The sequence below is a fragment of the Acinetobacter lwoffii genome, from assembly GCF_019343495.1.
Taxonomy (GTDB): Bacteria; Pseudomonadota; Gammaproteobacteria; order Pseudomonadales; family Moraxellaceae; genus Acinetobacter; species Acinetobacter lwoffii_P.
In genome coordinates, this window is the sequence record NZ_CP072549.1 from 853,816 (window position 1) to 867,285 (window position 13,470).

At 38.7% G+C, this 13,470-nt stretch carries 16 protein-coding genes; 9 read left to right on the forward strand and 7 right to left on the reverse strand.

What is annotated here, in order from left to right:
* The first annotated feature begins 217 nt into the window (after positions 1–217).
* The 3 genes from J7649_RS03995 to J7649_RS04005 all read left to right on the forward strand — a co-directional run bounded on the left by J7649_RS03995 (position 218) and on the right by J7649_RS04005 (position 3,590).
* Positions 218–1,354, forward strand: coding sequence for a catalase family protein (locus J7649_RS03995; protein ID WP_219309494.1), 1,137 nt, complete (start codon positions 218–220; stop codon positions 1,352–1,354).
* A gap of 159 nt (positions 1,355–1,513) precedes the next feature.
* Positions 1,514–2,728, forward strand: coding sequence for an alpha/beta hydrolase family protein (locus J7649_RS04000; RefSeq protein WP_420868637.1), 1,215 nt, complete (start codon positions 1,514–1,516; stop codon positions 2,726–2,728).
* A gap of 226 nt (positions 2,729–2,954) precedes the next feature.
* Complete coding sequence (locus tag J7649_RS04005) at positions 2,955–3,590, forward strand: SOS response-associated peptidase (RefSeq protein WP_219309496.1); 636 nt, start codon at positions 2,955–2,957, stop codon at positions 3,588–3,590.
* Positions 3,591–3,631: 41 nt separating this feature from the next.
* Here the strand turns inward: J7649_RS04005 and J7649_RS04010 are convergent, their stop codons facing one another.
* Both J7649_RS04010 and J7649_RS16940 read right to left on the reverse strand, forming a co-directional pair.
* Complete coding sequence (locus J7649_RS04010; protein WP_004646799.1) at positions 3,632–3,778, reverse strand: hypothetical protein; 147 nt, start codon at positions 3,776–3,778, stop codon at positions 3,632–3,634.
* 162 nt (positions 3,779–3,940) lie between these two features.
* Entirely contained in the window at positions 3,941–4,168 is a 228-nt protein-coding gene (locus tag J7649_RS16940) for a type II toxin-antitoxin system HigB family toxin (protein WP_016806847.1), read from the reverse strand.
* A 1,213-nt stretch (positions 4,169–5,381) separates the two neighbouring features.
* Here J7649_RS16940 and J7649_RS04020 point away from each other — a divergent pair.
* The gene (locus tag J7649_RS04020) at positions 5,382–5,723 is read left to right on the forward strand and encodes a hypothetical protein (RefSeq protein WP_004646794.1); all 342 of its coding nucleotides are present in this window, start codon (positions 5,382–5,384) and stop codon (positions 5,721–5,723) included.
* A gap of 105 nt (positions 5,724–5,828) precedes the next feature.
* Here J7649_RS04020 and J7649_RS04025 read toward each other — a convergent pair whose 3' ends face one another.
* Positions 5,829–6,080, reverse strand: a complete 252-nt coding sequence (locus tag J7649_RS04025; protein WP_219309497.1) for a hypothetical protein — start codon at positions 6,078–6,080, stop codon at positions 5,829–5,831.
* A 622-nt stretch (positions 6,081–6,702) separates the two neighbouring features.
* Entirely contained in the window at positions 6,703–6,933 is a 231-nt protein-coding gene (locus J7649_RS04030; RefSeq protein WP_004280185.1) for a hypothetical protein, read from the reverse strand.
* Between the two features lie 252 nt (positions 6,934–7,185).
* Between J7649_RS04030 and J7649_RS04035 the strand changes: the two genes are divergently transcribed.
* Entirely contained in the window at positions 7,186–7,662 is a 477-nt protein-coding gene (locus J7649_RS04035) for a CinA family protein (protein WP_219309499.1), read from the forward strand.
* A gap of 102 nt (positions 7,663–7,764) precedes the next feature.
* Positions 7,765–8,385, forward strand: a complete 621-nt coding sequence (locus tag J7649_RS04040; protein WP_005100825.1) for a hypothetical protein — start codon at positions 7,765–7,767, stop codon at positions 8,383–8,385.
* Positions 8,386–8,450: 65 nt separating this feature from the next.
* Here J7649_RS04040 and prpC read toward each other — a convergent pair whose 3' ends face one another.
* Both prpC and prpB read right to left on the reverse strand, forming a co-directional pair.
* Positions 8,451–9,590, reverse strand: coding sequence for a bifunctional 2-methylcitrate synthase/citrate synthase (prpC, locus tag J7649_RS04045; RefSeq protein WP_219309501.1), 1,140 nt, complete (start codon positions 9,588–9,590; stop codon positions 8,451–8,453).
* A 4-nt stretch (positions 9,591–9,594) separates the two neighbouring features.
* Positions 9,595–10,479 carry a methylisocitrate lyase gene (gene prpB, locus J7649_RS04050; RefSeq protein ID WP_004280180.1) on the reverse strand — a complete coding sequence of 295 codons (885 nt, stop codon included), beginning with the start codon at positions 10,477–10,479 and terminating at the stop codon, positions 9,595–9,597.
* Between the two features lie 230 nt (positions 10,480–10,709).
* Here prpB and J7649_RS04055 point away from each other — a divergent pair, with 230 nt between their 5' ends.
* From J7649_RS04055 to J7649_RS04065, 3 genes are all read left to right on the forward strand, one after another.
* Positions 10,710–11,357 carry a TetR/AcrR family transcriptional regulator gene (locus tag J7649_RS04055; protein WP_004646788.1) on the forward strand — a complete coding sequence of 216 codons (648 nt, stop codon included), beginning with the start codon at positions 10,710–10,712 and terminating at the stop codon, positions 11,355–11,357.
* A gap of 114 nt (positions 11,358–11,471) precedes the next feature.
* Complete coding sequence (argF, locus tag J7649_RS04060) at positions 11,472–12,392, forward strand: ornithine carbamoyltransferase (RefSeq protein ID WP_004280178.1); 921 nt, start codon at positions 11,472–11,474, stop codon at positions 12,390–12,392.
* Between the two features lie 104 nt (positions 12,393–12,496).
* A complete protein-coding gene (locus J7649_RS04065) occupies positions 12,497–12,970 on the forward strand; it encodes a hypothetical protein (protein WP_004280177.1) in 474 nt (157 codons plus the stop codon).
* 109 nt (positions 12,971–13,079) lie between these two features.
* Here J7649_RS04065 and J7649_RS04070 read toward each other — a convergent pair whose 3' ends face one another.
* Positions 13,080–13,433 (reverse strand): YnfA family protein, encoded by a 354-nt coding sequence (locus J7649_RS04070; protein ID WP_004279777.1) that lies wholly within the window; start codon positions 13,431–13,433, stop codon positions 13,080–13,082.
* Between the last annotated feature and the right edge of the window lie 37 nt (positions 13,434–13,470).

Here is a 13,470-nt window from a genome sequence, read left to right on the forward strand (position 1 = left end):
AGTTAAATTAAAGTAAGAACATAAATCGGCTTCTATATTGAGCACACGATAAAGAGTGGAAATATTTTAGAAAGGAGTATGGGTGGACTTTAAATCTGAAGATCAATAATTACACAGACATTCTCATTATTTTATGGCTAAAGTATGTCCAAAGAATTTTCAGTTCATAGGCTAAAAAATTAAAACTAACTCTAGCTTTATAGCAAGGAGAAAATCAATGCCTAACTTTATAAGACCTATATGCTCGGGTCTAGTTTTCTCTTTAATGGCAATAAGTATTTGTAGTGCTGCATATGCTAACGCTTCCCCTATAGCATCTAACTCTTCAAAAGATAATATTCATCCCAATATAGATCATCATTTAAGTGAAAGTCTTTATCCTGATGAAGCAAATATAACTGAAAAAATCGCAGATATAATTGAGATATCGATTCGGAAAGAATATTCCACAGGTATCGCGCTACGTGATGCCCATCCCAAAGCACACGGTTGTGTACGCGCAGAATTCAAAGTAGATGAAGCTCTTCCTAAAAACTTGGCTCAAGGTGTTTTTCTTCCGGGAAAAACATATCAAGCCTGGATTCGTTTCTCTAATGGGTCTAAAAATGCCCAACAAGCAGATATTAAAAAAGATGCCCGTGGCATGGCGATAAAACTTTTGGGAGTACCGGGAGAAAAGCTTTTAGATGATGAAACCTCTACTCAAGATTTCATTATGATCAATCATCCTGTCTTTTTTGTAAATGATCCAGTCCGATATATGTCATTTATGCAAGATATAAATAGCGATAGATTTTTCAATAAGCTCCATATTCCTTTTGCATTAGGAGCTAAAGGAACCTGGATTGCCTTAAATACGAGAAATAAAATTTCTAATCCTTTGCAAACTAGATATTGGTCTATGGTGCCCTATCAATTAGGAATAGGCACTGATCGTCAAGCTATAAAGTATTCAGCTCAAGCATGTTCGACAGTGACAGATCCTCTTCCACATGCTCCGCATCATAATTTTCTAAGAGAAAAATTGCGCAAACATTTGCAAAAAAGTGAAGCATGTATGGAGTTTCTGATACAGCCTAGAACATCAAACACCATGTCAGTCGAAGATTCCATGACTGAATGGCAAGAAAGTGAGGCGCCTTTTTACAAGGTCGCAACTATCCGCATTCCTCAACAAGTTTTTGATACACCTGAACAAAACAAGTTTTGTGAAAATCTCTCTTTTACACCATGGCATACACTACCGGAGCACAAACCTCTGGGAGTAATAAACCGAATGCGAAAAGTGATTTATGATCGTATTAGTAAAGTTAGACATGATATGAATTCTACTCACAGATCAGAAGCACATTAAAATATAAGTGCTTATATGAAGCTATCAGCTAGACTAAAATAACCTGTTGTACTGCTCATTCGCCTTAACTTAAAAGCTTTAGTTTACAAACTCTGTGCAGAGTTAATTTAGAAACATAAATAAAGCTGCTACATTAAAAATGACATTATAAAAAGGAAAATGGTTTCAGCGATGAAAATTAAATCTCCTATTATTAAATTAATCATGAGCTGTTTATGTTCAGGTTCAACATATGCAATAGCCTCTCCTCCACTTCCCGATAACAGCAAAATCCAAGCATCTCATATTTCGGAAAAAATACCGGGTACAATATTATCTATACAAGAACAAAATACTGATCTGTTTACGAATGCCTCACAACGTTTCTTAATCAATTATCGCAGTCGTGGCACAAAATCCGAACCCATTGTCACTTCAGGCTATATCTTGTTACCTAAAGGCAAATTCCCTAAAGATGGCTGGCCTGTTCTGGCTTGGGCGCATGGTACAACTGGCGTTGCTGATACATGTGCACCCTCTGGGGATTATGTGGGCGGGCCAGTCCATGTCTATCAGCAAATCGCTGCTAAAGCATTGAATGCCTGGCTCGCTCGCGGCTATGCAGTCATTGCACCTGATTATCAAGGTTTAGGCACTCCGGGCGGTCATCCTTATATGAATGCGCGAAGTCAGTTGCATACTGTCGTGGATGCTGTACGAGCGATCCACCATTTAAAGCCTTATAGCTTTAGTAAAAATTGGTATGTTATGGGTCATAGTCAAGGAGGTGCAGCATCTCTTAAAATTGCTGCGGCCGGTCAAAAAGATGCACCTGAATTTGATCTTCGCGGGGCAATTGCACTAGCACCGGGCGGTTACCAATATGAAGGAATCGCTGAATATGTTGCCAGCAATTCGCAAATCACGACTGATGTCGCCGCATTTTTTCCAATTGTGCTTTTAGGAGCAGAAGCTGCAGACCCGATGCTTGCTCCAGCAAATTTAGTTAGCCCAGAAATGGGAGGAATTCTTAATCATGCACGCAGTCGCTGTTTGTCAGAATTACAATCTGACCTAAAACAAGCACCTAAGACTGTCTTTAAATCAAATATAAATCTGGCACCTTTGACAAATTATTTAAAAGAACAGTCTATTGAGAATATGACACCGACTGTGCCGGTTCTGCTGGTACAAGGTGAGAAAGATCAACTGGTCGATTATCGTGGTACTTATGCTTACTACCAGCAGGTATGTACAAAGCAAAAATCTATCGTTTTCCATCTCGTCAAAAATGGAGATCATCGTGATTCCTTAAAACAGAGTGAATTTCTGATTGAAAACTTTATCCATTCAGTTGAACAAGGAAAAGCTTTGAGCACCTGCCCTACAAAATAACCCGGCGAGCTTTTATATTTAATCATTAAAAACGCAAATATTTTAATCTTCATATTTATAGAATAGTCCTTTAAAGGAGCGCTATTCTATAAAGAGGATAAACTGATATTAATCCGTATTCTTACTTTCTGTTAAAACTACACTTACGATTTTGAATTGTTTTGAGCCCATCATTTTTATACCTTAATTCTTTAGCAAACAATAATTAGAATGAAAGAGGTTATTTATGTGCTCGAACTATGAATTCCCCTCAAAAAAACGTCTTTCCTTATTAGATATTCATGAAGATCAACTCGAACTGGAAATGAAAAGGCATGTTTATCCTTTAGCGCCAGCCCCAATCATGATGCGCGGTGCTGACGAGTTTGAGCTGGATATCGCACGTTTCGGACTGATTCCAGCTTGGGCGAAAGAATTGAAATATGGCCGGCATACCTATAATGCACGGACAGAAACAGTGGCATCCAAACCGAGTTTTCGACATGCCTGGAAAAACAACCAGTTTGCTTTAGTACCGGTTGATATATTCTATGAACCTAAATATATAGATGGTAAACCGCGCTGGTTTGGTATTTCACGTGAAGATGGCAATCCTTTTACCGTGGCGGCAATTTATGATGATGCGCTCATTGATGGTGAAAAAATCAGATCATTTTCGATGCTAACCATAAATTCAGATCAACATCCCTTTATGAAACAGTTTCATGACCCGAATGACGAAAAACGCTCGATTATTGTGATTCCGGAAGAATCACGACATGACTGGTTGCACTGCGATCATGAACAAGCCCATGAATTTTTCTTTGAAATGAAAGATGAGTTTATTGCAAAGCCGAGAGATCAACGTTTATCGGGAAATTAAAAAGCCCTAAACCAAGTTAGGGCTTCGTCCATGTGAAAAAGCTATTTTTGCTCTCTCAATGGATTTTCGGGTTCTGCATTGGGTTTTTTCTCTGGTTTGACATGCTTATAAGATGCCTGATTACCCTTGTCGTCATTCGATTCTTTATGCGGATTTGATTCTTGCTCTTGCTCTGGCTTATTTGTCATATGCATCTCCTTCATATATCTATTAAGAGATAAATATGACATCTACTGCTAAACATCAATGTTATTTATGTTGCACATTCAGTTTTCTAAAAAGACAAATTTTCCTTGAAGTATTCTTTTACATTTCACAAACCCTAAAGTCCATCTGAGCAAATAAGCTGTTCAGCCTGATCGTAGATGGTACAGCAAAGAATATGAATTCGCGTGCGAGCCGATATCGAATACATGAAATTTTCTAAGCTTATCCACTGCCGGAAAAAGTCTTTTCATTTCAGTAAAATCTTTAGGATGATTGGCCTTAATCATTCGATGCCAACCAGCTAATGCAGTTTCAGCCTGTGGCCTCTTTTGAATTGCTTCAAGAATTCGAGCATGGGTGATCACACGCATAAATTTTATTGTATTCCAGTTCTAAGCAGCTAAGAATTTATCAAAACGTAATCCTATTGAAATGATTCTTTTATAAAGTATTCCTTGTGAGAAATTATGTTTAGATCCAAAAATTTTATCAGTAAAGAAAAACCCCGCCAACTGATAATTGAACGGGGATTGATCTTCATTAAGATGTCTGATGATTTGGCACATTATTCAATATTTTTCAAGCAATCACGACACTGTTTGACCTCATCATGGTCACACGTGTAGTTAATTTCAGTCGCACCATGAAGACCAAATAAACAAAATATAAATTGCATCATGTTTTTCTCCTAAGTGTAAAAAGCTCAATCTAGGATCAAGCTTTATTGCTTTAAATATAGAATGATTCAATATAAAATGATTGGATCAGCGATCTAGAACAACTTCAGTACTCAGCTCTGTTTAGCCTTTCAGTAAAATTGAAGCTTTTGGGCTAAGTTTGTACAGGCTCTTCAGCTTGAGTCGCCTGATCTTTTTTACAATGATCACTTTTACAATGCTTGCTGCTCATCATCTGACACATTTTCTCTTTGCAAGATTTAAAACAACAGCCAACCATTACGCCCATGCCAAATGCGCATATACATCTCATCATAGCTTTGTCCTGTCTTTTCGTGAAAAGAGATATATAAATAACATCTATTCATGTATCTCTCCTGAGGGAATTTTCAGGCTTTATGTTGTGTATGAAAACTTATGTGAAAGAGAATGAGCAAAAAATACAATCAGCAAAGAAAAAACCAGATTTAAGACGGAAAAGAAAAAGCCTGTTTAACTCTCCTAAATTAAACAGGCCCTATAATGTGCTGATTTTTAATTATTTTCATTAAGTTCTTAGAATGACGCCAAGATATCACTAGCCATGCAGCCAATCTGTGTAGGATATATAGATGCAATGTTTCAAAATATGAAAAAACCATTACTTTTGTTAATTAAATGACTGTAATTTATCCAAAAATCTTTTTAATGGGCAAATAAGACGATTAAATAACCAAAACCCAAAAAGAATTGCTAAACCTATAAATGAGAATAGGTTAATTCAGATTTGTAGGAGAAAATTCCTTATTTCAGTCAATATCGGATGTTATGAATGTTCAATGTCTCATAAAGTTTATAGATCATTGCTTTCTTTTTAGTCATTTCTCTCTATAATTTTTCATATGAGCAATAACAATATTTTGGCAGCATGAAAAATCGCATACTAATTACTTTATTGATGAGTCTGGCAATAAGCGGCTGCCAAAAACAGCAAGCAGAGAGTGCAGCAGAAGCTGATGCAAACATTAAAGTGCAGTTTGAACAATCAGATAATCAACTGAGTGCTTATCTGGACAAACTTGACTCTTCAACAATTAGTCTGGAAGAAAGAACACGTATCCTGTGTGAACAATATCCTAAAGAATATAAAAATAACTATATGCCTGCCTTGCTAAAACTTGCACCCAAGGAATATACAGAAAAAGAGTTGCTCACCGACCTAGACAATGCCTTGAATTTCTACAAGCTAAAAGCCAATATTCAGTGTTAATAAATACTTAGTCTAATCGTGCAATGAAATATAAAAAAAACCGCCTGAATCAGGCGGTTTTTTTATGAAGAGCATATATCTTAAAAAAGATTAACGCTGTGGCTTTCACTGATCTTGTTGATTACGTGAACGTTGTTGTTGCTGGTTACTGTTTTGCTGTGGCTGTTGTTGCTGTTGGCCTTGCTGGTTTTGTTGCTGCTGGTTGTGTTGACCACCCTGCGGCTGTTGTTGTTGCTGGTTATTTTGTTGCTGATTTGGGTTTTGCTGGTTGTTTTGTTGACGCTGCTGATCTTGATTTTGTTGTTGCTGTTGCTGTTGCTGTTGTTTCTGTTGGTCTTGCTGTTGATTATTAGCCATGGTGGTATTCCTTACTATTTGCTTTAAATTAAAAGCCGATAGGTTTCGACTTAATATCTACTCTACGCATTTTTCAGATTTCGCCAACCTTTAACCTGTTACAGATTAATTCAATGTAAAAAATAGTAAGATAAGTACTTGAAGTGGAGATTAATGCGCAACATAAATTACCTGATATAATGCAACAGAAACATAATGAAAGACTTTATAGGTCAAAAATTTATTATCCAATAAAAGGAATAACTTAAGTCCTATTTCATATATAGGAAAATTTTTAATAAAATTTAAAAAGCGTTATTAAACAGAACCACTTAATAACTATGCTATTGATATTTATAAATATATAAAAATAAATCTAAACCTTCTATATTTTTAAAAAATTAAATAAAACATTAAAAATACAATTCTTTTTGAATATTATTAACTGTGAAGAAATACGATACTTAACATGACCTCACCAATAAAACTTAAGCTGTTTCGAATTTACGTTGACTTTAATTCAAATATTTTTACTTATTATTTTAGTATAAACTTAGATCAAATCATTGTTTGTAATTATATTTATTAATCTATTTATAATAAATAAGCCTCTTTAAAAGAGGCTTATTCTATTCAGTTTTTATTAGATATTGACTACTTTGACGATAATCGTTTGAGTATCTTCCTGCTCTTCGGCCAGATGCAAACGTTTAAGCTCTTTGCTTTTTACTTTGAACTGTAAGTTCTGATAAGAAATTGTGCTTGGTATCTGATCAAAATATTGACCATCAGCGTCAATTTCTTCCTGAAATAATGGTGTACCCAATTGATAGTCAAGACTTTTTAAGACTACATATTTTACTGTGGTTTTCATTCCAACACCCTACTTTCACTAAGCACTTTATTTTTATTTTTACCATTGTTCAGCCTGAGAATAAACCTATATTTTTGAAAATAGCCCAAGCTTTAACCACTCAGATTTTGTGATCAGGTCAACATGAAATTACACTAATCTATGAAAAAAATTTTAACTTTCATAAAAATATAAATATACTTGGAGTTGATCGACAGAAAAAATCTGTCCAGATTGATCTAAAATCACTCCCACAAAGAAAATATAGAGACTATGATAAAAACCTGTTGCGGCTTACTCGAAGAGAAAAACATAAAAATTGCCTTTATCGAAAGCGCAAGTTCTGGATATCTCAGTAGCCAGTTCTCCATCTGTAAAGGAGAAGGTGCCGAAATTTTGATTGGTGGTTTGATCTGCTACGATGTAAGTGTCAAGACTTCAGTATTGGGCATTTCCAAGACTCTAATCAATAGTCATACTGCGGAATCCATGCCGGTGACTGTTGCTCTGGCGGAAGCAGGTAAAAAAATGTTCCGTGATGCGGACTGGATTATTGCCTGTACAGGGCTGCTTAAACCAGGCGGTAGTGCGACGCCAGAAAAACCGGAAGGGACTTTTTTTGTGGCCATTAATGATGGCACGCAAATCCATCAGTTCCAGTATTATCTGAAAGGCTCGCCACTTGAACGCCTCAACAAACTGTCCGCTGTGGTTGCACATGACATGATCAATCTATTGAATAACAGCTAAGCTTTCAAAGTTACTATGTAGCCTGAATAAGCTTCATTATTTCTACCGTATTTTAAGATAGATTGGCATGATCAAATGCCAATCTATTTTTTTGAGGGTGGAATGACCATGAATATTAAAACCGCACTGCTTCTGCTCCCTCTGAGCTTGCCCAGTCTGGCTTTCGCTACTGTAGGCGGCCCACAAAATATTGAAGTTCTAGGCTATGAAGTCAAAGAACAGAAGCTTTATATCATGCGTCATTATCTTGATGGTCGTGGACGCTTGCCTCAACTGTATTATTATAATTTTAAATCCCAAAAACCAAATCAACTGGTTCAGGTCAATTCCTTATATATCAATCCTAAAACCAAGCGCATCGATTATGATCAAGACAGTCGCAAGTTTGATCAGGACATTGCCAAAATCAAAAAACGTTTAGTTCCATTAAATCCAATTCAAAAATCAAAGCCACAGCTTAAGGTGTTAAAGACAACGAAAGGTAGCGCGCCTGCCTGGCATGATCCTCAGGAAAAAGTGCCAAAATGGACCTATCAATATCAAGTAAAATCCAGCTTACAAAAAAGTCCGGTTCAGCAAGCAGTCAGTTATCAGCAAGGCTTGAAAATTAGCCAGGCCTATAAAGTTCCGAAACAGAATAAAACCCTGGTAATAGTAAAGTATCTGGGTATTCCTTTTGAAACAGGTTATAGCATTGAAGATCCGGCACTGTTAAGTCGATAACAGAATTCACTAAAAAAAATAAGGTCTCAATTGAGACCTTATTTTTATTCTAGGACATTTACGGATCAAGCCGCTGTAGAACGCTCAGCGATTGGCACTACTTTACGTAGTTCTGGACCGGTATAGTCCGCGCTTGGACGGATAATACGGTTATCTGCACGCTGTTCCATCACATGCGCTGCCCAACCTGTCACACGTGACATAACAAAGATCGGGGTAAACAACTTGGTTGGAATGCCCATGAAATGATAAGCCGAAGCATGGAAGAAATCCGCATTACAGAATAATTTCTTCTCACGCCACATGACTTCTTCGCAGCGCACTGACACTGGATAAAGTACGGTATCACCGACATCTTTGGCTAAACGCTCCGACCAGACTTTAATAATGCCATTACGCGGATCATTGTCCTTATAGATCGCATGACCGAAGCCCATGATTTTTTCTTTACGTTCCAGCATGCCCAGCATTTCACGTTCAGCTTCTTCAGGCGACTTCCAGTTTTCGATCATGTCCATCGCAGCTTCGTTGGCACCGCCATGTAGAGGGCCACGCAAGGAACCGATTGCACCGGTAATACAGGAATGCATATCTGACAGCGTTGATGCACACACACGAGCGGTAAAAGTCGAAGCATTGAATTCATGCTCTGCATACAGAATCAAGGAAACATTCATTACCTGTTCATGTAGCTCATTTGGTTTTTCACCATGCAGAAGATGCAGGAACTGTGCACCAATCGAATCATCGTCAGTATTTTCTTCAATACGTACGCCGTCATGACTATAACGATACCAGTAACAAATGATTGCCGGCAAAGTTGCCAAAATGCGGTCTGCGATATCCTGTTGCTGCTCAAAAGACTGCTCAGTTTCAAGATTGCCCAGCATGGAAACGCCAGTACGCATCACATCCATTGGATGCGAATCCGCAGGAATACGCTCAAGGACTTCTTTTAATGCCTGAGGTAAAGTGCGCAAGGATTTCAGTTTGGCTTTGTAGGCTGCCAATTGCTCTGCTGTCGGCAATTCTCCGAAGAAAATCAGATAAGCGACTTCTTCAAACTGGCAATGTTCAGCCAGATCCTGCACGTCATAACCACGATAGGTCAGACCTGCGCTACTTTTCCCTACTGTTGAGAGTGAGGTTTTACCTGCCACTTGTCCGCGCAATCCTGCGCCAGTGAGTACTTTTCCTTCAGCCATTTTTTTAATTCTCCTGTTTAAACAGTTTATCTAATGTGTCTTCGAAGCTGTGATAATCTAAAAATTCGTAGAGTTCTTTTCGTTGTTGCATGATATCCAGAACATTTACCTGAGTACCATGTTCGCGCACCGAACGCATCACTTCAAGTGCGGCTTTTTGCATGGCACGTGTCGCTGACAATGGATACAGCACCATGCCAATGCCCTGCTCAGCCAGTTCATCTACCGTATAATAGGGTGTATCACCAAATTCGGTAATATTTGCCAAGACTGGAACACCGACCGCATCACACACTGTACGGTACATGGTGATATCAGTCATCGCTTCAGCAAAGATCGCATCTGCGCCCGCTTCAACACAGGCAGAAGCACGGTCAATCACGGCTTGCAGGCCTTCTTTTTGTAGCGCATCGGTACGCGCCATCACCACGAAGTTTGAATCGGTTTTCGCATCTACAGCAGCTTTGATACGATCGACCATTTCCTGTTGCGATACGATTTCTTTATTTGGACGATGACCACAACGCTTCTGTGCCACCTGATCTTCAATATGAACCGCAGCGGCTCCTGCTGCAATCATCTGCTTGATCGTGCGGGCAATATTTAATGCACCGCCCCAACCGGTATCAATATCAACCAGTAAAGGTGTATCCACACGCTCAGTGATCCGGCGTACATCTTCAAGAACATTATCCAGGCTGGTCATGCCCAGATCAGGCAAACCATAAGAATAATTCGCGACACCCGCACCTGATAAATAAATGGCTTTATAACCGACCTGTTTGGCCATCATGGCAGCATAGGCATTTACCGTGCCCATAATTTGCAATGGTTTCTCGACTTCAAGCGCTTGTCTAAATCTTAAACCTGCAGACATTTGTTCTGTCATCTTCCTTTTCCACAGTCTTGGCTATAATTATTGAAATTCGAGTATACTCATTTGGCTTGCTCATTCCATAACCCGATAGAACAAATACTCTAAAACTTTAGTCAAATTTTTAAGTTTTGCTTTACCTAATTAGCAAATAGCGCACTTATCTGGCGCAATTATGAAATATGTGCATATATTTGCTATGATGGCGTTTCAATCTTTATTGTCATGTTGATGTACGATCTCCTATGCAAGACCTTGCCCTAGAACCGCTCGCCAAAGATCTGCCACAGACCAAACGTGGTCATGAGCGTTGTATTGCGCTGCTGATCAGTGCAACCGAGCTATTTCTGGAACGGGGTTATGACGCTGTCTCTCTGGATGATATCGTCCAGCATGCCGGAGGCTCCAAAGCTTCGATCTATAAATACTTTGGCAATAAAGAAGGCTTGTTTAAAGCCATCTGCGATTATCGTCGTATCAAGTTTTTTGAAGATATCAGTATTCCGATCGAATTGATGGCACTGGATTTTCGTAGTTATTTAGTACACACGCTACTCAATTTTTATCACCAGATCATGCAACCTGAAAACTCGGCCTTTATGCGTCTGGTGCTGGAACAGAGTCAGCGCAATCCAGAACTTGCTCAACATATTCATGAGCGAGGCCCGGTGCATGTGCAAAGTGCCATTGCCACGGCTTTAGAACAGGCAGATGCGCAAGGTTTATTGCATTGCGAAAATCCACAATATTCGGCACAGTTGTATTTTGGTATTTTGCGCAATCTGGAATGGCGTATTCTGATGGGAATTCCGGTACAGGAAGATGATCAGGAAATCGACAAATACATCAGTTATTGTGTGGATCGCTTTTTAGACGGTCATCAAAAAGTCTAGTTTTTTTGCATTTTTCATTGCTTATAGTATATTAGCCGATTCCGTATTTTTTTCTTAAACTAACCAACAACTGATTGTTGATCGAGTTTTTCGGCAATTATTGTGGAGTAACGAATGGCTCTCCGTCACTTTCTCACCTTACGCGATTTATCAACTTTAGAACTTAACCAGATTTTGCAACGCGCAATTGAGCTTAAGCGCAAACAGCATAACAATGAAGTGTTCCAACCATTTGTTGGTAAAGTGATGGGCATGATTTTTGAGAAATCGAGTACCCGTACGCGTGTTTCGTTTGAAGCTGGCATGAGCCAATTTGGTGGTAGCGCGATTTTCCTGTCTTCACGCGATACCCAGTTAGGTCGTGGTGAACCGATTGAAGATTCAGCACGTGTGATTTCAAGCATGCTGGATATCGTGATGATCCGTACTTTCGGCCATGATATCGTGGAGCGTTTTGCATCTTATTCAAAAGTTCCAGTGATTAATGCGTTGACAGATGACCACCATCCTTGCCAGCTACTTGCTGACATGCAGACTTATGTAGAGCAACGTGGCTCAATTGAAGGTAAAACTGTTGCCTGGATTGGTGATGGCAACAATATGTGTAACTCTTATATTGAAGCTGCACATATGTGGGGCTTTAATCTGAAAATTGCAGCGCCAAAAGGCTATGAGCCACAAGAAAAATTCCTGTCTGAATTCGCGCATTGTGTGGAACTGGTTCCTTCTGCTGAAGATGCAGCGGTGAATGCTGACCTGATCGTGACTGATGTTTGGGCAAGCATGGGTCAGGAAGAAGAGCAGAAGATCCGTGAAAAAGCCTTTGCAGATTATCAGGTGAATGAACGCCTGATGGATCTTGCACATCCGGATTGCTTGTTTATGCACTGCTTGCCTGCGCATCGTGGCGAAGAGATTTCAGAAAATCTGCTTGACCATAAAAATGCTGTAGTTTGGGATGAAGCAGAAAATCGTTTGCACGCGCAAAAAGCCTTGGTTGAATTCCTGATTAATGAAAATCTGAAAAAAGACTAATTTTTTAAGATGAATTTTCACAAATTAAGCACCAATCTCTGGTGCTTTTTTTGTCTCAGCTCTTATAATCGTTGTTGAAATGGAATAAAAAGTGATTTTATACAATGCAAAAAAAATATTGGATTTTGGCACTCTTGGCAGGTTTTAGCAGTGCTGTCTTACCGGTGCATGCTTCTGAATTTGACCAATATCTTCAAGAAAAAAATATTATTGACAGCAAATTTAAAATTCAGAAAAAAGCTGAACTGAATGAATTACTCGCAGTGCTCAGTGCAGAGGATTCCAGAACTTTACCGTTGCAGATTGATCAAAATACGATTATTGAACAATTGCAGTTAAGTGCCAACAAAACCACACTGAAAGGCATGATCATCACGCCCGATTTTAGCCAGTTTGAAAAAGACCTAGGGCGCAAAGAAGTGATGAAAGTCATTCGCAACAATCTGCTGAATAATTGTGAAATTTTCTTTGAGCATCGTTATCAGATTGCGAACCCTTACAAGGTTGAACTCAGCCTGAACTCGCAGACACAAACCTATAAAACTGATATTTCCCAAAAAGATTGCAAATTAAAATAATCTAAACCCATAAGACATTTATTTCAATTCAGGATTCTTGAATCCTGAAAACAAAAGGTAGCTATGGCTACCTTTTTTTGATGAACTTTTTTATCAAGGTGTACCTCAATTAACGTATCAAGCCTTGTGGTTGCAAAATAATAACCAGTGCACCCAGTATTACCACCATACCACCAAGCAGATCCCAACGTGACAGTGTGACTTGATCAACGAAGCGCAACCACATTAGCGCTGAAAAAATATAGATACCGCCATAAGCGGCATAGATCCGTCCTGAAGCAGCTGGATGCAAGGTTAACAGCCAGACAAAAGCCGCCAAAGCCAGAGCTGTCGGAATCCACAACCAATGGCTTTTTCCCTGATTTAAAATTAGATAAGGAAAATAACAGCCTAAAATTTCCATCAGTGCTGTGACCAAAAACAGGAAAAATGTCGTGAACAACTTGGTAATTTGAATATCCATAATTTATCTTTTGAACTAGATGAATGAGTTTAATGCT